Origin of the sequence: Gloeotrichia echinulata CP02 (assembly GCA_038087035.1) — a bacterium.
GTDB lineage: Bacteria > Cyanobacteriota > Cyanobacteriia > Cyanobacteriales > Nostocaceae > Gloeotrichia > Gloeotrichia echinulata.
Window position 1 is genome coordinate 1,556,048 of sequence record CP051187.1, and the last position, 19,673, is coordinate 1,575,720.

Below are 19,673 nucleotides of genomic sequence, written 5' to 3' on the forward strand. Positions count from 1 at the left end.
AACCAGAAGCCTCAAATAGGACTTTGAGGTTTTATTTTCCAGACATGTATTTGCCCAATTATGAACCTTGAAATTCGCACTGGATGATTACCATCGGCATTTCGGGCATTATCCGCATTCAGCCTTTCCTATCCGTCTGTGAGTTACAGCATCTTTTATAGGCCATGCTGTCATTTGTCTATCTCTGATCTCTGACTTAATCCAACGATCACCTCTATTCCCTTTTGTATGAGTAGCACAGTTATCAATTCCACCATGAATCTTCCACTTCCGGAATGGCTACACAAATGTTTAAACGAGTCATCAGGAACTAGTGGCGAAGTGGAAGATGAGCGACGGTATAGCGATGCAGCATTGATTGGTCGAGCATTTGAATTTGCTTATCAACTGCATGAAGGTCAATATCGCAAATCGGGAGAGCCATACATTTTTCATCCCCTGGCAGTGGCAGGATTGCTACGTGATTTAGGAGGCAGTTCTGCTATGATAGCAGCTGGATTCCTACATGATGTAGTGGAAGATACAGAAATTACCATTGAACAAATAGAAGAGCGCTTTGGTCCTGAAGTACGGCAATTAGTCGAAGGTGTCACCAAGCTTTCTAAAATCAATTTTAAAAGCAAAACTGAAAGTCAAGCCGAAAACTTCCGGCGGATGTTTTTGGCAATGGCCCAAGATATTCGCGTCATTGTGGTGAAATTGGCTGATCGTTTGCATAATATGCGAACCTTACAAGTAATGCCAGAGGAAAAACGTCGCCGCATTGCTCAAGAAACGCGAGATATCTTTGCTCCCCTAGCCAATCGTTTGGGAATCTGGCACTTTAAATGGGAATTGGAAGATTTAGCATTTAAGTATTTAGAACCGGAAGCTTTTCGCCAAATTCAGCAGCATGTTGCCGAAAAACGGACGGCGCGAGAAGAAAAACTCGCCAAAGCTACGGAAATTATCCGGCAGCGTTTACAGCAAGCCGGAATTAAATGCCTCGATATCAGCGGTCGTCCCAAACACCTTTATAGTATCTACCAAAAAATGCAGCGGCAGCAAAAAGAATTTCACGAAATTTATGATTTAGCAGCCCTGCGAATTATTGTCCAAACAAATGAGGAATGCTATCGTGCTTTGGCAGTGGTTCACGATGCTTTTCGTCCGATACCTGGTAGATTTAAAGATTACATCGGACTACCTAAGCCTAATCGTTACCAATCATTGCATACAGGCGTCATTGGGCTAACCGGTCGTCCTTTAGAGGTGCAAATTCGCACACAGCAAATGCACCATATTGCTGAGTATGGGATCGCAGCTCATTGGAAGTATAAAGAAACAGGGGGATCTAACACCACTCATTTGACCTCATCTGATGAAAAATTTACCTGGTTGCGGCAGTTATTAGAATGGCAAAGTGATTTAAAAGATGCCCAGGAATACTTAGATAGCGTTAAAGATAACTTATTTGAAGACGACGTTTATGTATTCACGCCTAAGGGGGATGTTGTACCTTTAAGTCCTGGTTCTACGAGTGTGGATTTTGGCTATCGCATTCATACCGAAGTCGGAAACCACTGTGCAGGGGCGCGGGTAAATGGGCGGATAGTCCCCCTGTCCACAAGGCTGCAAAATGGTGATATTGTGGAGATTATTACGCAAAAGAATAGCCATCCCAGTTTGGATTGGTTAAACTTTGTCAGAACCTCGGCAGCAAAATATCGCATTAAACAATGGTACAAGCGATCGCGCCGGGAAGAAAATGTTGCCCGTGGTCGGGAATTGCTAGAAAAAGAACTAGGTAAAAACAGTTTTGACAACTTCCTCAAGTCAAACACCATGCAGACTGTGGCAGAAAAGTGTAACTATCATAGTGTGGAAGATTTACTCGCGGGTTTGGGTTACGGTGAAATTACCCTGAATCTAGTCCTAAATCGTTGGCGCGAAGTGGCAAAAGCCCAACAACCAATTGTGACTACGCCCCTCCTTCCCACCAAAGAGTCAGCCTCCGCCAAAGCCTTGCGGGATGCGTCTTTTAGCTCACGCACCACCGATTCGCCAATTATTGGCGTAGAAGGACTGGTATATCATATAGCTGGGTGTTGTACGCCAATTCCCGGAGAAGCGATTATTGGTGTAGTGACACGAGGTCGGGGGATTTCCATTCATCGTCAAGGATGTAATAATCTAGAAAGTGTTGAGTATGAGCGCCTAGTACCAGTCACCTGGAACCCAGCAGCGGAAACTAGGAGTCGTCCTCAAACTTACCCAGTCAATATTCAAATTGAAGCTCTTGATCGTGTGGGGGTTTTAAAAGATATATTATCTCGGTTGAGTGACCAAGGGATCAATGTCCGCCATGCTCAAGTCAAAACTGCTATCGGTCAACCAGCTTTAATGGATTTAGGCATAGATATACGCGATCGCCCCCAATTAGAACAAGTCTTTACCCAAATCAAAAAAATGAGCGACATCTTGAATATCCACCGCGTTGGTCAAATTGATGAGTAGTTAGGGGATTGGGGACACTTCGGCAAGCTCAGTGCATCGCTGGGGATTGGGGACTGGGGACACTTCGACAAGCTCAGTGCATCGCTGGGGATTGGGGATTGGGGACTGGGGTCCTGCTCGTAGTATTTTTACTCACAACTCAGGAATCAGGAGCGATCACTATTTTCAGGCTAGCTAATCACGGGAAAATCCCACAAACAAACATGAAAGTCTATTGGACTAGCCCCGATTTTCAAGCTAGTGTAAAGCTGTTGTTAAAATCTGCTTCAGAAGCTCCTCGAAGTCTCACTAGGATGATACAAAGAAATTATCCCTAAATTGCGCTGGTAGCAGTAATTCTGCTGCGTAGTGTTCTTCTACAGTCGGTTGTGGTCAATAGATGTATCATTAAAAACCCCATCCACGGATCACAATTCACCAACCTCACCCTTGAAGGGCGAGGATTGTCTAAACCAATTTGGACAACGCAAGAGGTGAATACCGCATTGAGACACAGGTTGGTACGCACTTCCAGATACTTCCCTAGTCTGGACTATCTGCAAGCCTAATTGGTTAGGCGTTGTGTAAAAACAAGATATCTTATCTGTGTTGCGGGAAGGGACTTAAACGGGTTTTCCTGGTTTCCTGTTGCTCAACGCCATTTAAAAACCAGTCCCCGTAAGGGGCTTGTAAAGCCGTCCTAGAAGGACGGGGTTTCTACCCATTTTTCTGATGAAAGTCAGTTGTCATGAGTAATTAGTAATTCGACAAATGACAAATTACACAGGACAACGGAAAATTGACAATTGACAACCGACAAACTTTGTTCAGCAAAACACTTTTATAGCTTAACAATAATGAAAGCATCTGCTAAATTCGACTTTGAGGACGAGAAATTTAATGCACCGCCTTCTCAAGTCATCCCCTGGTGTCAGATGATTAATCCTCGATATGGCACAGACGGTATCCAAGCCTACGGATTGGCAGTTAAGCTAGATAATGCCCATGCTGTCGGCTTTACTCCCGATGAAAATTGGCAACAGGTAGAGCATGAATTTAGCTCCGGTACTGAAACTGTATTTATTAGTACAACCCCACGTATAGTTATAGTCCGTCGCGGACCGTTGTCTGTCAAAGACCGAGAAACAGGGATAAAATTGGGTACTCTCAAAGAGAATTATGATGCCTTTTTAGCAGACAAACTTAAATTTAAGACCTTCACCCGTTATCTAATATATTTAGTAGGAGAAAATAAAAACTTGTTACATGAATCACCACTGCAATTAACGCTCAATGGTGCAGCCGGAGCAAGTTTCAGCAAAACCTACTGTGAATATCAACAAGGAAAAGTTGTCAGCGGATTTGTTGCAGAACTAGAAAAAGCTTATGCAGGATACCGTAAACAACCAGTGACACCAAAAGGTCCACTATTTCACGCCCACGGCATTTTTTCGCCCATCATTGACTGTGAAGAGCGAGGCATTGAACCAAATATAGTACTGGTAGCTTCAACTGTCGATTATAAGCATCCCACAGTAGGGACATTAACACAATACATGATCGCCTCAGATGCACCAGAGTCAGCTAAAATCTGCAAAACTTTTGAAGAACACAAAGAGTTTGGCAAGGAACCATTGAAATCAGAAACCCCCAAAATGGCCTTAGCGGGGGTTTCTGGTTCTTATGTTTACGCTGATGAGGATGAGTTCGGTTATCCACCGTACTAGGGATTGGGGACACTTCGGCAAGCTCAGTGCATCGCTGGGGATTGGTGATTGGGGACACTTCGGCAAGCTCAGTGCATCGCTGGGGATTGGGGACTGGGGGAAATTTTCAATTGTTCATCGCGCTATCTCCCTATGTGCCCCCTATCCTCTTGTCTATTCTTTGAGCAGTAAGTAATATAGTGAACCATTACCGCCTGTAACGCCAGCGCGATCGCCTGCGAGTTGACCAGTTCCCATGAAATAATCTACCCGTCCTGGTCCTTTGATGGCGCTACCTGTATCCTGATCTAGCACGAAGCGGCTGACTTTGCGATACTCCAACTTGCGACCACGGGTGGGATAGGGAAGTGAGGTGTAAACCAGCGCTAGCGCTCCCGGAGGCATGAGAGACTTATCTGTAGCGATGGAACGCTCTGCTGTGACGGGTACATTAATACTCCCATGTGGTAATCCCCCGTCCGTCTCTTTGAAGAAAACAAACCTCTCCCAGCGGGGTAAATAATTATTTAATTCCAGGGGATTTTGCTGGAAATAACTGATTACACCTGGTAGACTTAATTTACTAGCTGGGAGTTTGCCGTCTTTCGCTAATTCTCTGCCGATACTAGTCCAAGGGTAATCAGTTCCACCTGCGAAGCCTACAGAGGTTTTCTTGCCATCAGTTAACTGAATTTGGGCAGAACCTTGGATGTGTACCATGTATGCATCTAGGCGATCCCGGAACCAAAACAGTTCTAAACCGCGCAGCTGGCTTTTATCCCCTAGTAAACCATCTTGTCCTTCCAAATCAATCCGTTTTGGGTGGGGTTTAGCCCATTGATCAAAGTCGGACGGTAGCCGATAAAGGGGATATTTATATTCTGCAGTTTTTACCCGGCTAGCTGTGTAAATAGGCTCATAATATGCGGTGTATTTAACAGTCCCCTTGTCGTCGTTACCCACGGACTTATAAAAAACAAACTCTCGACGCACAGCAGCTTGTAATTGTGCTGGAGACCTGGATTGAACAACTAACTGACGAAAGCGCAGCAAACTACGACGCACGCGATCGAGGGTAATTTCCTTGATAGGATATTGTTGATAGGCGGCGATCGCAGCATCTCTTGACAGGTATTTTAAACTGTTATCAATTGATGTCAATAATGCTTGGCGATCGCCCCGTTTACCCCTGCGACCCCAAAGTTGCTCATCCCAACCTAAGCAAGCCTGACGGGGGGTACAATCGCTTCCTAAGTCGATTGGTTTGAGCGGTGGTGACACCTCAGGATTGCTTGGGGGTGCTGCTTGCGGTGTCTCAGGATTGGTTGGTATCGGTGAGGGTAAATTAGGAACTTGAGCAACAGCAGACCAAAGTGTGTTTACAAAGACAATTCCTAGACTCAAGGAAAGCAAAGCAAGGGTTTTTCTCATCATTTACATTTATCAGTTGAATCTTTCAACACTAGAGGTAAAAATGGGTTCTACGCGAATGGCGACAATCCGAGATGGGCGTACCACCATATACTCACCTTGAATATTCTTGATCGGTACGCTGATAAAATCATGAGAAGCAGACTTGGGCACAAGCTCTCCACTATACCACTTTTGAAAGTCTTGAATAGTAGGAAAACGTACTTCTTCGCGGTGACCACTGTCCATTAAAAGGTGTACAGCGTATTCATTTGGAGTTCTTGCCATAAAGTTGAATCATTTGAGACACATTCAACCCATTGTTAACCCACGTAACCCTAGAATGAAAAGGGGAAGCATACGGGAGTAGCCATTTCTGTTCACAAAAGTGAGAAATTAATCACTCATTATTGGTCATTCCTAATTCTGAAATTTTCCTTTCGTGCTATGACGGTTGCCTACCCAGCAACAGTTCCCAACCAATTGTCCAGTGCAAGAAAAATTTTAACCTACAACTGAGGACAGAATCCAAAATTGGGAAATTTCCGCAAAACTTATTTTATTGCTAAATTAATGCTGGCAATGCTAATGCTTATGTCAATATGTAAGTAAGGAGAGCAATTTCCTGGACTTAGGCTAGTGATATAATGTTAGGAAGGATACTAGTTGGACGTTACCAAATCCTCCAAGTCTTAGGTGGAGGAGGATTTGGTCAAACTTACATTGCTCTTGACACCCACCGACCAGGTTCCCCTAAGTGCGTTGTCAAGCACCTCAAGCCCTTTACCCATAATCCCGAATTCCTCGCAACCGCTAGAAGGCTATTCACCATTGAGGCCGCAACTCTCGAAAAACTGGGTCATCATGACCAGATTCCTCGACTGTTAGCCTATTTTGAAGATAACCATGAGTTCTTCTTGGTACAGGAGTTCATTCAAGGATATTCGCTAAAAGCTGAATTCCTACCTGGTCAACGCTGGACAGAAGACCAAGTGATTCAACTTCTACAACAGATCTTGGGTATTCTGGAATTTTTTCACAGCTATCAAGTCATCCATCGAGATATCAAACCAGACAATATCATCAGACGCCAAGAGGACAGTAAGTTAGTACTCATTGACTTTGGCGCGGTCAAGCAAATCCAAACTCAAATGCTCACAGGTACAACGCTGGGTGAGACTACCATCGCCATTGGTACCCCTGGATATATGTCTACAGAACAGGGACAAGGTAAACCCCGTCCCAACAGCGATATTTATTCTTTGGGGATTATTGGGATTCAAGCCCTGACAGGGTTGCATCCTAAACAACTTCAGGAAGACCCAAATACAGGCGAAATTTTCTGGGAACATCAGGCTCAGGTCAGCCCTTGGTTAGCTACTGTGCTATCCAAGATGGTATTATACCACTTTAAAGAACGCTACCAGTCTGCCAGACTTGTCCTCCAGGATCTTCAACAATTCGATACTCAAATTGAATATCAAGCAATTCAACCACCATCATCCGTCATCCACTCATCCCCAACTTCTCAATCTGAACAAAACACAATTAGGAATTCGACTAAAAGCTCAATTCCTGCTGTCCTGTCTCCAGAACAGTACACTAACCTCGAAAGGATTCTCTTAGAACTTGTCGGTCCGTTAGCTCCAACATTATTACGAAAAATTACAGCCTCAGCCTCCAGTTACCAAGATGTCATAGATAATTTGACACTTCACCTTGCAGGACATCAAAAAAATGAGTTTCAAGAGAAGTCAAGGTTGCTATTGCGGCAAACTACTGGACAGACTAAACCGACCTCAGACAGTATACCACGCAATGCACCTCCAGGCATCAGTGATAGCTTTGTGCGTCAATGTGAGCGAGAATTGACAAATTTAATCGGTCCAATAGCTAGTTTTCTCGTGCAAAAAGCTATCAAAACTTCTGGTTCAACGACTCAGGCTGAATTTGTGAAAATTTTAGCATCAAAAATTCCCGATCCTCAAAAAGCTCTGCAATTTCAGCAGCGCTTATTGTCTTAATATTCATTTGTCATTTGTCATTTGTCATTACTCATTACTCATTACTCATTACTCATTACTCATTACTGATTACTCATTACTGGTTACTCATTACTCATTACTCATTACTCATTACTCATTACTGATTACTCATTACTGATTACTGATTACTCATTACTCATTACTCATTACTCATTACTGATTACTCATTACTGATTACTGATTACTCATTACTCATTACTCATTACTCATTACTCATTACTCATTACTCATTACTCATTACTCATTACTCATTACTCATTACTCATTACTCATTACTCATTACTGATTACTCATTACTCATTACTCATTACTCATTACTGATTACTCATTACTCATTACTCATTACTCATTACTCATTACTCATTACTCATTACTCATTACTCATTACTCATTACTCATTACTCATTACTCATTACTCATTACTCATTACTCATTACTCATTACTCATTACTCATTACTCATTACTCATTACTCATTACTCATTACTCATTACTCATTACTGATTACTGATTACTCATTACTCATTACTCATTACTCATTACTCATTACTCATTACTCATTACTCATTACTCATTACTCATTACTCATTACTCATTACTCATTACTCATTACTCATTACTCATTACTCATTACTCATTACTCATTACTCATTACTCATTACTCATTACTCATTACTCATTACTCATTACTCATTACTCATTACTGATTACTCATTACTCATTACTCATTACTCATTACTCATTACTCATTACTCATTACTCATTACTCATTACTCATTACTCATTACTCATTACTCATTACTCATTACTGATTACTCATTACTCATTACTCATTACTGATTACTCATTACTCATTACTCATTACTCATTACTCATTACTCATTACTCATTACTCATTACTCATTACTCATTACTCATTACTCATTACTCATTACTCATTACTGATTACTCATTACTCATTACTCATTACTGATTACTCATTACTCATTACTCATTACTCATTACTCATTACTCATTACTCATTACTCATTACTCATTACTCATTACTCATTACTCATTACTCATTACTCATTACTCATTACTCTTTGTCATTGGTCATTTGTCCTTTGTCATCTCCCTAGACCCTAGACCCTTGACCCTTGACAAATTCTTTAATTTTACTGACCTTGCTGATTCAGCATATCCATAGCTATTGTTAAACTATATTTCATCCGATTAAATGCTGCTGCCAAACCGCCAATTTCATCATGAGAATTTTCTTCAAAATCAGCAGTCATATCTCCAGTGCTAACTTTTTGAGCGATTTTTTCTATTTTTTTAATACGCGCAATTACACCTTTTTTGATTAAGAAATTAATTACAATAATGATGATAGTAAAAATCGCAATTAATAGCCCCATAACTAACGACCAAGTACGTTGAGCATTATTAAAAACTTCTTCATAAGGAACAGATATCATTTGAGCTGCAACAATTTCATTGAGTTTCCACCCAAAACCATTGTTAGAGCCATAAGTTGTCAGCTGACTCTTAGGAGCTTTATCTGGTGTAGAATGGCAGCGGAGACAACTTTCTTCTGTTACAGCCAGTGGTCGCGCAATATAAAAGACTTTCCCTTCGGGTAAGGTGCGAAAGTCTGAGATTTCTTGAAGCTTGGGATTCTTGCGGAGGCGATCCACAATTTTAGTTTCAAAACCATCAGCTTTGTCTCGTAAATTAGTTGGATTCAGTGTTGCTTCTTTATAAAGAAAATTTTGGTATTCTTCGTTCTTGCGGAAATTTTCAAACACCTCTGTGGCAGAATAAGCTGGTACTGTTTCTGGGATGAATGCGGGTTCTGTTTCTAGTCTAGATGCTAGTAGGTTATTAACATGATTGCTTGTATATTTTCTTACCGAGTTCATCGTTTTAATCAGAATCTGCGCCTTAGTAGTCACTTCATTTTGCGCTTTCTGCTCAAATACAGTTGATAAGGCAATACCGCTGCCAATAATGCTAATAATGAAGACTAGGATCAAAAGCAAGTTAAACTTAGTACCAATTTTTAAGTTGTTCAACATAATGTTTACTGGTAGGCAAAACTTTAGAGTTGTCCGGGTAATCTTAACCTATCTCATCTTACTTATATCTGGTTTTGAGCAGATATTTCAAGCGTAAAAAATATTAATTTATTCTGAATTCTGCTTAGTAGTCTGTCAGAGATGATTTGCAGGGTTTTAGTAATTTGGCTTTTGTCAGATATCGGGCTGTTTTTATGGTAAGATGCACTAAACTTTACTGCTGTGCAGTTGCTTGATGTTAACGCCGAGTTCAGGATATTTGTTATCACAAAAACTAGTAATGTCTGGTAAATTTTCGCGTCGCTTTGTGCTTTCACAGATGCTATTTTTGACCATTGGTGCATGTCAATCAACACCTGAGTTTGATGGACTATTAACCATTGGCTGTATCACCTATGGTGGTGGAGAAGAAATAATTAACCGATACGCTAAGTTCAATCGTTACTTAGCTGAAAAAACCAAAGCACACGTTCGGATAGAGCCTGTTTTTAATGAAAATAAAGCAATGGAGCGCCTAGAATCTCGTGCGTGGTCTTTGGTATTTGCTCCACCAGGTTTAGCAGGTATTGCTATCTCTCGCTACCAATACATTCCCTTGTTTCCTTTAGTGGGTGTAAATAATCTACGCTCTATCTTGGTGGTACGCAAAGACAGCCCGATCCGTGAATTAAAACAGCTACAGAATCAAATAGTTGCTTTGGGTCAACCAGGTTCAGCCACAGGATATGACTTGCCCCTTTACAATCTTTATGGTCTTACACTGAAAGATATATTGTCTGCACCTACGCCAAAAACAGTGATGGAATGGGTAGCTGAAGGAAAAGCGGCAGCTGGTGCCGTGGCGATCGCAGAATATAATCTTTACAGTCAACAATTACAACAGACGGAATTTCGTATAGTCTACACAGACCCGCACTACGTTCCCGCTGGTGTGGTTTTAATAGGACCGAATATAGAACGCAATCGCCAAGAGTATATCCGCAAAATCATGAGTGAATTACCTGCAATTTCCGCTCAAGAAGTAGGGTATGTACCAAATGGACAATTACCAAATTACAAATATATGATAGACGTAGTTGAGCGAGTCAGATTGATTACTCCCCAACTGCAAAAGAAGCCCGTGCGGCTGGTTGTGAGCTAATTCCCAAGAAAAGAATATACAATCGCAACTGTTGACGGTTAATGGTTGACGGTTGACTCTTGACCCTTGACCCTTGACCCTTGACCCTTGACTCCTGACTCTTAATGTAATATTTTAACAGTATGCGAGTTCTCTTTCTTCATAGCAACTTTCCTGCTCAGTATCGCCATGTAGCCCTAACTCTGGCTCAAAATCCAAAGAACCAGGTGGTCTTTGGTACTAAGAATCGAGAGGTTAACCTACCTGGTATTAATAAAGCGATTTTTGAACCTAGTCGTGATGCTCATCCTACGACCCATCATTATGTTAAACCATTAGAGAATGCTGTTTTGCATGGACAAGCGGTATATAAGTTGAGTGAACAACTCAAAGCTAAAGGCTTTGTACCGGATGTAATTTGTGGTCATTCTGGATGGGGTCCTACTTTGTTTGTTAAGGATGCATTTCCCAATACACCGCTTATTTGTTACTTTGAATGGTTTTATCATGCTCGTGGTTCAGATGCAGATTTTGATCCAGCAGACCCTTTAACTGTTGATGATATAGCGCGTATCCGAGTAAAAAATTCACCGATATTAATTGATTTATATAGTTGCGATTGGGGTTTATCGCCAACTCTTTGGCAAAAAACACAGTTTCCGCAAGAATTCCATAACAAAATTTCGGTACTGCATGATGGGGTGGATACAGAATACTTTAAACCTAAACCAGGTGCTAAACTAGTATTACCCAATCTCGATTTGTCTGGTGTCGATGAAATTGTCACCTATGTGGGACGAGGGATGGAACCTTATCGTGGTTTTCCTCAGTTCATTGAATCCCTGGCTTATGTATTGGAGCGAAGACCAAATTGTCATGTAGTGATTGTAGGCGCTGATAGAGTATGTTACGGCAAAACTTTACCAGATGGTAGCACCTACAAAGAACTGATGCTGAAAAAAGTTCCCCTGGATTTATCGCGGGTTCACTTCACTGGACCTTTACCCTATGGGGAGTATCTCAAAGTAATTCAAGCATCATCGGTACATGTCTATTTAACCAGACCATTTGTACTTTCTTGGTCAATGATTGAAGCGATGTCTACGGGATGTTTAGTTTTGGGTTCTGATACCCCATCTGTGACGGAAATTATTCGGGATGGTGAAAATGGGTTGTTGTTTGATTTCTTCTCACCCCAAAAGATTGCTGACCGAATTGATGAAGTATTAGATCATCCTCAGCGAATGGAAGAAATTCGCGTAAATGCTCGAAAAACTGTGCTGGAGCGTTATGCTTTGGCTAATTTACTACCCCAACACATTCAATTAATTATCGATGTTGCTAATCGCGCACTACCGCGAAAATAAAAAAATCTTCAATTTTTAGGGGCGCAAGGCCTTTTGACCCTCCCCGCAGCTAAAGCCGAGGGGATTCTAAAAGGATGCTACGCAACAGGCGGTCATCCGTGGATTATAGTTTACAGCGAAACTATAATCTGGTCAACAAGAGAGACTGTGGGATTTATCCCACCGAGTCGTTTTTCCTCCCAGGGCTAAAAGCCACTGGGTTTCCAAACTCCCGTAAGGATTTTTATGATCTTAGGGGCGCAAGGCCTTGCGCCCCTACTGGGGGGAAATTGAAATTAAACTGCTAAGGCTCGTTTTTCTAATTGTATTTCAAAGCGATCGCCTGGTAATGGGTCAATCACTTGTGTCGCCAGATTGTTCTTTTCTAGTGACGCACGAAATTCCTCAATACTACCCACAGCCTTAATCAATTTGTTGAGCAATCCTTCAAATATAACATTTCCTCCCGCTGCTGTCGGGAGTATAAATTGAGGTTGTAACCACTTTACCACTTCTAAGGCACTGTTTCCCCCTTTAATAATCGGTCCGACTAAAGGTATTCCCAAGTCAATCAGCGGTGTAATTACTACATCGACTGGTCCTGCTTTCTGAAGTTGAGGGGAATGAGTTCCGTGTGGTTCATAGTAGAGGGTGAAACCAGTGGCTAATTCGGTGAGAATATAACCATTCTCCACCAGATTGGGACCAATGAGCGAGCCGGGAGTAGCCTTAATTTCAACTTGATTATTTAATGTGAAACTTTCACCATGCGCTAGGGCTGTGACAGCAGTATAACCCAGTCCCTGTGCGACTTTTGCCGCATTCTGTGAAGCGACAACTCGAATTTGCTTGTCAAGCTGCTGGAGTGTTGGAGGGTGAGCATGGTCTTCTAAACCCTGAGACAGCAAAATCAGGTCAATATTCTCTGGTATTGGGCGTTCTTGAGGTCGGGAGCCTTTAAATAGCCAATCCAAATTGCTGAAGATTAAGGAACCAACCAGCCAAGGGTCAAGTAGTATCCGTTGACCGCCAATTTCAATCAGCCAACTATTGCTGTCTAACCAAGTTAAATGCATATCACAATAAAGATAACGCCTCTATTAAATATTATGAAGTGTTTTTAACTTTAGTAGTCCGTCTGGCGAATGGTAGGTTTAATCCCTCATCGCACGAGAAAATCAGGGTTTTTGGCGTTGTTCGATGATCTTCCGAGGATTTTTGACAAGATACGTAGGCTGCGTTAGCGAGAGTACGGCACTAAATCCTTGATGATGGTGCCGTACTCTCGCCTAATACCATTTCACCAAAACTCTGATACATATAGAAGCCAGTAGGGGCACGGCAATGCCGTGCCCCTACCAACGTATTTGTATCATACTTAAAGTGAAACTGTATAACGCACCTTACCTAATTTTGTTCAAAAATCAAATAGTAGTCATATAAATAAATTTATGTTTATTTTCAGTATTAATACTAGTAATATTAATGCTTTTTTGATATAGTATATACAACGACTTGGATAACAATAAGATTTATCCACATCTTTCACCTTTAAGTATAAACTATGAATCGACAAAAATAATGTAATTTATTTTGCCTAAAATTAATATGGGTTGCAGTCCTCAAATACTTGGTGATTAAACTCTTGTATGGACAGAGTGCTGCAAGATATGAGTTTGGGCTATACAGGATGGTTATTTTTAGCTCATTTATTCAAAATTTAGCAAATAAACAGGAAATATTTTAAGTAAATATGACTAACAAAATTTACACAGTCATTAGTTTTGCTCCTGTGCAGGGATTTATCGAAAAATCGCGGAAATTACGAGATTTATATGGGAGTTCTTTTTTACTTTCTTATTTATCTTGGGTAATCTGTACTACAGCCGAAACTAAAGGTTATCAAGTTATTTCTCCGGCTTTAATTGATGTGGCTCAGGGAACGCCTAATCAAATTATTATAGAGGGAGATTTTCCAGAAGAAGATGCCAAAGCGGCTTTGAATATAGCTTGGGAATGTGTAACCGAAACCTGTCGAGAATGGATAGAAGAACAGATTGGCGGAGACTCTAAATATTGGCGAAATTGGCGAAGAATTTGGAGACTGTGGACAAAATATTCTTGGGAATTTTTTTGGGTTCAAGGAAACCCTGGTGAAAGTATTAGTGATGTTCGTCAACGTTTAAATGATAAAAAATATTGGCGCGGCTGGACTGCGATAAACTGGCAAGGAGAGAGTTCCAGCTTAAGTGGTGCAGATGCTATCGCTTATCCAGGACTGGGACGTATTTCTGACCCTCGCCAATATAATTATCAACAAGAGAAAACAGAAATCAGGAGCTTTTATGAACAACTCCAGCAGCGATTAGGAGAATCATTTATTGATATCAATGAAGAACTAAGCGTTCCAGAATTAATTAAGAGAATGATTACCCATGAGGTAATTGCTGAAAAATTAATTGAACGAATTCAGTCATCTTTCAGCAAAAATGGTATAACATCTGAGAACCTGATTAAGCAGATTAGACAACTATCCCAGGAGCTTAATCCCAAATCTTTTAAAGACTTACGCCGACAGACATCACCAAAAAAATCCTGGACTGGTTGGTTTCAAGGAGATGGAGATAAAGCAGGCGATTATCTCAAAAAATATGGCTCTTCCGTACTTAGCGTGCTGAATTTATTAAATAATCCGCTTGAAACCCTTGCAGAGCTAAGATAATAGCCATTATTTTCTGTATTTTATATCATATTGCTAAAAATTAAATTATGAACGCCTGTAAGCCTTACTTTTAAAGCAAATTTATAGACTTTAATTAATAATTAAGCACGCTAAGTACGCAAGAACCGCATTGATATGACTTCTTCATTAGTTAGTCCATTATTTCTTGCCACATTACTTACATTACTATTAATCACTTGTTTGATAATATATTCCGCATATCGGTATGTATACCTCTTTCTTGCTCCTAGAAAATCTAGCTTTTCATTAAATGTTTTTCGGCATTTTTTACACTTGAATCTTCGTCTATTGACATTCAGCATTACTTCAAAATCCCCCATCGGTAAATCTTTCACTAAACATTTTTGATTTTGATGTAAATGTCTTGAGTTTTGACCACAGTGTGGGCACGATGCACTTTTCGCTTTTTTACCTACTGATAGAATTAGGACTTGACCCTCTTGTAGGCTTGATTCTACTAATACTTCAGGCAAATTTAGGAGTTGAGTCATTATTCGTTTCATAATTTATTTTATTAAACATTATTAAAAAATATCTTAACATTTTAGCACGCTAAGTACCCAAGAACCCTAACTGGTTGTGTTAAAGATCCCAATAAATCAGATGACCCAACACGGATAGGTAGACTTTGGCATCGAATGTATCCTTTGATAGATGGCAGATACTTGGAATTAGTCACAATTTTTCCCACAGGATGTCCTGAAGCAGAATCATTTATTAATTGGCTTGCTTCTTTTAAGAATAAGCAGAATCAACATGAATGGAAGAAAGTTTGGTAAGTTACTTCCGAATTACTCCCTTCGCGGTCTAAGATTACCTATAATTTTCCTTCTTTGCGCCTTTGCGCCTTCTCTGCGAGACGCTACGCGAATGCGTGAGCTAAAAATTATTTCCCTACGGGACGCTCCGCGAATGGTAATCTTCCAGCGGGAAGGGAGTAGTTAAAAACAAGTTTCCAGAGATGCTAAAATCATGCGTAGAGTCGTTATTTCCACTATTGGCACCAGTTTACTCACCAATCAAATTAACCGCGCTAACCCAGAAGAAAAAGATTGGTATTCCCATTTGCGAGATACAGCTAACAAAAATCTCCAGGAAACTCCAGAAAATGTCAAAGATATTATTTCTACCCTCAAACAAAGAGCAGATGCACAATTAGCTAGTGCCAAAATTCCCCAAATTCGTCGCGCCAGTGCTGAATTAAATGGCATTTTTGGGATTTATCAGGAAGATTTAATTAAGGGTAAAGAAGATTATCATTTTCTCATCGCTACAGATACAGCCCAAGGTCAAACCACCGCTCAAATTGTCGAGGATTTTCTCAGACGCCAAGGGTTAACTAATACTAGTATCTATGCTCCTAGTGGGCTTTCTGCTGCTAGCACTGAAGCATTTTCTTTAGGAATTGATGCTTTAATTGTTTGGCTCCAAGAAAATATTCCCCCCTTCAAAGAACGTCAATACAAAATCTGCTTTAATTTGGTAGGGAGTTTCAAGAGTTTACAAGGGTATTTAAATACCATTGGCATGTTTTACGCCGATGAAATAATTTATATCTTTGAAGGAGAAAAATCTGACTTAATTACAATTCCACGTTTACCAATTTCTGTAGATTCTTCTTTAATTAAACCCTACACCATGCAACTAGCTTTATTAAATGCTGGTGCGGGACTTGCTCCCGATAAAACTGTAGGAATTCCCGAAGCTATGTTGGCAGAAATTGATGGTAAAATGACCATTTCTACCTGGGGACAGTTGATTTGGAACCAGTGTAAAGATGATTTGCTTTCTGGTGATTTAATTGCTTTCTCTAGATTAGAATATCAAGATAGCTTTAGGGCTGACTATAACAGAGTTAGAGAACCCCATAAACGAGTCAAATTACAGGAAACCCTAGCCACCGTGACACGTTTATTAGATGAGTCTAATGGTGATACTGCGATTTTGAGGCAACATGGAGGAATACAGTATGACCGATATGTGAATAAGGGAAATATTGACCATTTTCGGGTAACTCAAGATACGCGAGTTAGTAATACTATTGCTGACGGTAAATTGATTTTACGTCGCTATGGTTTGGAACCGGAAGTAAATAGTCATCCTTAATTCTATTTTTATTATAGGGTTTGTGTCGAAAATTAAAGGTCGGGTTTCTTGAAGAAATCCGACTTTTTTGTATGGCTATTTCTAACTAATCCGACTTAACGCAGTCGGCGCAAGCTAAAGCATTGGTGTCTGATAAAGCAATACAGTTCAGTTAAGGAAAATTGTCGTAGGGGCACGGCACGAATAAAAAGGAAAATTGTCGTAGGGGCACGGCACGAATAAAAAGGAAAATTGTCGTAGGGGCACGGCACCAATAAAATTGTCATTAGAAGAAAAAATTTTGGATGCCGTGCCCCTACAGTGTATATCATTCGAGCCTAAGATCCCTATATTGCGACTTAACGCAGTCGGCGCAAGACGGGTACGCTAACTATAGCGTCAACTCTCTAAAGTTTCTAACTAATCCGACTTAACGCAGTCGGCGCAAGCTAAAGCATTGGTGTCTGATAAAGCAATACAGTTCAGTTAAGGAAAATTGTCGTAGGGGCACGGCACCAATAAAAAGGAAAATTGTCGTAGGGGCACGGCACGAATAAAAAGGAAAATTGTCATAGGGGCACGGCACCAATAAAATTGTCATTAGAAGAAAAAATTTTGGATGCCGTGCCCCTACAGTGTATATCATTCGAGCCTAACATCCCTATATTGCGACTTAACGCAGTCGGCGCAAGTGGAAGAGTTTAACAATCTTCTTCAACCAATTGAAGAGAAGTTTCCAACTAATCCGACTTAACGCAGTCGGCGCAAGCTAAAGCATTGGTGTCTGATAAAGCAATACAGTTCAGTTAAGGAAAATTGTCGTAGGGGCACGGCACCAATAAAAAGGAAAATTGTCGTAGGGGCACGGCACCAATAAAATTGTCATTAGAAGAAAAAATTTTGGATGCCGTGCCCCTACAGTGTATATCATTCGAGCCTAAGATCCCTATATTGCGACTTAACGCAGTCGGCGCAAGACGGGTACGCTAACTATAGCGTCAACTCTCTAAAGTTTCTAACTAATCCGACTTAACGCAGTCGGCGCAAGCTAAAGCATTGGTGTCTGATAAAGCAATACAGTTCAGTTAAGGAAAATTGTCGTAGGGGCACGGCACGAATAAAAAGGAAAATTGTCGTAGGGGCACGGCACCAATAAAATTGTCATTAGAAGAAAAAATTTTGGATGCCGTGCCCCTACAGTGTATATCATTCGAGCCTAACATCCCTATATTGCGACTTAACGCAGTCGGCGCAAGTGGAAGAGTTTAACAATCTTCTTCAACCAATTGAAGAGAAGTTTCCAACTAATCCGACTTAACGCAGTCGGCGCAAGCTAAAGCATTGGTGTCTGATAAAGCAATACAGTTTAGTTAAGGAAAATTGTCGTAGGGGCACGGCACGAATAAAAAGGAAAATTGTCGTAGGGGCACGGCACCAATAAAATTGTCATTAGAAGAAAAAATTTTGGATGCCGTGCCCCTACAGTGTATATCATTCGAGCCTAACATCCCTATATTGCGACTTAACGCAGTCGGCGCAAGACGGGTACGCTAACTATAGCGTCAACTCTCTAAAGTTTCCAACTAATCCGACTTAACGCAGTCGGCGCAAGGACATAGCTCCACATAACGGCAAGAGATTTCGCATGTTTCCAACTAATCCGACTTAACGCAGTCGGCGCAAGTGCAGTTGAAACCGGATTGGTTCTATCCTACGTGGCTTTGTTTCCAACTAATCCGACTTAACGCAGTCGGCGCAAGACCGTTTGCTGAAACCCTTGCAGAGTAAGCACTCCACAACAGGTTTTGGCAGATCCCAAAAACAGGTCGATTTCAGCGTCGCTTATTGACATAAATTACTATTTACCTCCAACATTCAAGCGCTGTAACTATTGACCTGTCTAGGTTATAGCGATTTTGGCAGAACCCCCCTAGTTTTAGCCCCCGCTTCGTTCTGCCAAAGATTAAGCTGGGTAGTAAAAATATAACATAACTTACGCACTATGGCGTGTTTTCACACTAAGACTTACGCATTGACAAATTAGATAAATAATGCAGTAAGAGAAATTAGGAAAAAACAGGCGATACCGTAGGTGGGCGCAGCCATCGCTACAAACTTGTCTTGGTAACGAAAGTAGTTGTCTTGGTAACGAAAGCACTTGTCTTGGTAACGAAAGTAGTTGTCTTGGTAACGAAAGTAGTTGTCTTGGTAACGAAAGTAGTTGTCTTGGTAACGAAAGTAGTTGTCTTGGTAACGAAAGTAGTTGTCTTGGTAACGAAAGCAGTTGTCTTGGTAACGAAAGTAGTTGTCTTGGTAACGAAAGTAGTTGTCTTGGTAACGAAAGTAGTTGTCTTGGTAACGAAAGTAGTTGTCTTGGTAACGAAAGTAGTTGTCTGTCAATTTTGTTTTGAGGGATTTTTGGTAGTGTGAGCGTCTCGCTCACGCGGGCAAGATGCCCGCACTACAGTCCATCATTTTTATCTTGACAGAGTACTACTTGTGTTGGTAACGAAAGCACTTGTGTTGGTAACGAAAGCACTAGGACTTATACCATTTCACCAAAACTCTGATACATATAGATTTCGCGTAAGGGCACGGCAATGCCGTGCCCCTACCAACGTTGTATCATACTTAAAGTGAAACGGTATCATTACTCCTTACTCATTACTCATTACTCCTTACTC

At 40.9% G+C, this 19,673-nt stretch carries 16 protein-coding genes and 1 CRISPR repeat array; of the genes, 11 read left to right on the forward strand and 5 right to left on the reverse strand.

Annotated features, from left to right (window positions below; genetic code table 11):
• The first annotated feature begins 228 nt into the window (after nt 1-228).
• The 4 genes from HEQ19_06880 (at nt 229) to HEQ19_06895 (ending at nt 4,377) form a co-directional block, all read left to right on the forward strand.
• A complete protein-coding gene (locus HEQ19_06880) occupies nt 229-2,496 on the forward strand; it encodes a bifunctional (p)ppGpp synthetase/guanosine-3',5'-bis(diphosphate) 3'-pyrophosphohydrolase (GenBank protein ID WYL99290.1) in 2,268 nt (755 codons plus the stop codon).
• An 8-nt stretch (nt 2,497-2,504) separates the two neighbouring features.
• Complete coding sequence (locus HEQ19_06885; protein WYL99291.1) at nt 2,505-2,813, forward strand: hypothetical protein; 309 nt, start codon at nt 2,505-2,507, stop codon at nt 2,811-2,813.
• Nucleotides 2,814-3,332: 519 nt separating this feature from the next.
• Nucleotides 3,333-4,202 carry a DUF5895 domain-containing protein gene (locus HEQ19_06890; GenBank protein ID WYL99292.1) on the forward strand — a complete coding sequence of 290 codons (870 nt, stop codon included), beginning with the start codon at nt 3,333-3,335 and terminating at the stop codon, nt 4,200-4,202.
• Nucleotides 4,177-4,377, forward strand: a complete 201-nt coding sequence (locus tag HEQ19_06895; protein ID WYL99293.1) for a hypothetical protein — start codon at nt 4,177-4,179, stop codon at nt 4,375-4,377. Before HEQ19_06890 ends, HEQ19_06895 begins: the two co-directional genes overlap by 26 nt.
• Here HEQ19_06895 and HEQ19_06900 read toward each other — a convergent pair.
• Together HEQ19_06900 and HEQ19_06905 are read right to left on the reverse strand one after the other, a co-directional pair.
• Nucleotides 4,356-5,615, reverse strand: coding sequence for a murein transglycosylase A (locus HEQ19_06900; GenBank protein ID WYL99294.1), 1,260 nt, complete (start codon nt 5,613-5,615; stop codon nt 4,356-4,358). The genes HEQ19_06895 and HEQ19_06900 overlap by 22 nt on opposite strands.
• Before the next feature lie 9 nt (nt 5,616-5,624).
• Entirely contained in the window at nt 5,625-5,879 is a 255-nt protein-coding gene (locus HEQ19_06905; GenBank protein WYL99295.1) for a hypothetical protein, read from the reverse strand.
• 359 nt (nt 5,880-6,238) lie between these two features.
• Between HEQ19_06905 and HEQ19_06910 the strand changes: the two genes are divergently transcribed.
• Nucleotides 6,239-7,615 (forward strand): serine/threonine-protein kinase, encoded by a 1,377-nt coding sequence (locus HEQ19_06910; protein ID WYL99296.1) that lies wholly within the window; start codon nt 6,239-6,241, stop codon nt 7,613-7,615.
• Between the two features lie 7 nt (nt 7,616-7,622).
• On the forward strand, nt 7,623-7,754 hold the full coding sequence (locus HEQ19_06915) for an alpha/beta hydrolase (protein ID WYL99297.1): 132 nt from the start codon (nt 7,623-7,625) through the stop codon (nt 7,752-7,754).
• A gap of 1,038 nt (nt 7,755-8,792) precedes the next feature.
• Here HEQ19_06915 and HEQ19_06920 read toward each other — a convergent pair.
• The gene (locus HEQ19_06920) at nt 8,793-9,695 is read right to left on the reverse strand and encodes a DUF3365 domain-containing protein (protein WYL99298.1); all 903 of its coding nucleotides are present in this window, start codon (nt 9,693-9,695) and stop codon (nt 8,793-8,795) included.
• Nucleotides 9,696-9,975: 280 nt separating this feature from the next.
• Between HEQ19_06920 and HEQ19_06925 the strand changes: the two genes are divergently transcribed.
• Together HEQ19_06925 and HEQ19_06930 are read left to right on the forward strand one after the other, a co-directional pair.
• Nucleotides 9,976-10,836, forward strand: a complete 861-nt coding sequence (locus HEQ19_06925) for a PhnD/SsuA/transferrin family substrate-binding protein (GenBank protein WYL99299.1) — start codon at nt 9,976-9,978, stop codon at nt 10,834-10,836.
• A gap of 122 nt (nt 10,837-10,958) precedes the next feature.
• Complete coding sequence (locus tag HEQ19_06930) at nt 10,959-12,182, forward strand: glycosyltransferase family 4 protein (protein WYL99300.1); 1,224 nt, start codon at nt 10,959-10,961, stop codon at nt 12,180-12,182.
• Between the two features lie 275 nt (nt 12,183-12,457).
• Here the strand turns inward: HEQ19_06930 and HEQ19_06935 are convergent, their stop codons facing one another.
• Nucleotides 12,458-13,237, reverse strand: a complete 780-nt coding sequence (locus HEQ19_06935; protein WYL99301.1) for an MBL fold metallo-hydrolase — start codon at nt 13,235-13,237, stop codon at nt 12,458-12,460.
• Nucleotides 13,238-13,914: 677 nt separating this feature from the next.
• On the opposite strand from HEQ19_06935, the gene HEQ19_06940 reads away from it, so the two are divergent.
• Nucleotides 13,915-14,883 (forward strand): type III-B CRISPR-associated protein Cas10/Cmr2, encoded by a 969-nt coding sequence (locus HEQ19_06940; protein ID WZI67126.1) that lies wholly within the window; start codon nt 13,915-13,917, stop codon nt 14,881-14,883.
• A 110-nt stretch (nt 14,884-14,993) separates the two neighbouring features.
• Here HEQ19_06940 and HEQ19_06945 read toward each other — a convergent pair whose 3' ends face one another.
• Nucleotides 14,994-15,395, reverse strand: coding sequence for a transposase family protein (locus tag HEQ19_06945; protein ID WZI67127.1), 402 nt, complete (start codon nt 15,393-15,395; stop codon nt 14,994-14,996).
• 481 nt (nt 15,396-15,876) lie between these two features.
• Here HEQ19_06945 and HEQ19_06950 point away from each other — a divergent pair, with 481 nt between their 5' ends.
• Nucleotides 15,877-17,010, forward strand: coding sequence for a CRISPR-associated protein (locus HEQ19_06950; protein WYL99302.1), 1,134 nt, complete (start codon nt 15,877-15,879; stop codon nt 17,008-17,010).
• Between the two features lie 1,483 nt (nt 17,011-18,493).
• A CRISPR array of direct repeats spans nt 18,494-18,749; the repeat unit is 37 nt; unit sequence GTTTCCAACTAATCCGACTTAACGCAGTCGGCGCAAG.
• A gap of 361 nt (nt 18,750-19,110) precedes the next feature.
• Entirely contained in the window at nt 19,111-19,419 is a 309-nt protein-coding gene (locus tag HEQ19_06955) for a hypothetical protein (GenBank protein WYL99303.1), read from the forward strand.
• The last annotated feature ends 254 nt before the right edge of the window (nt 19,420-19,673 follow it).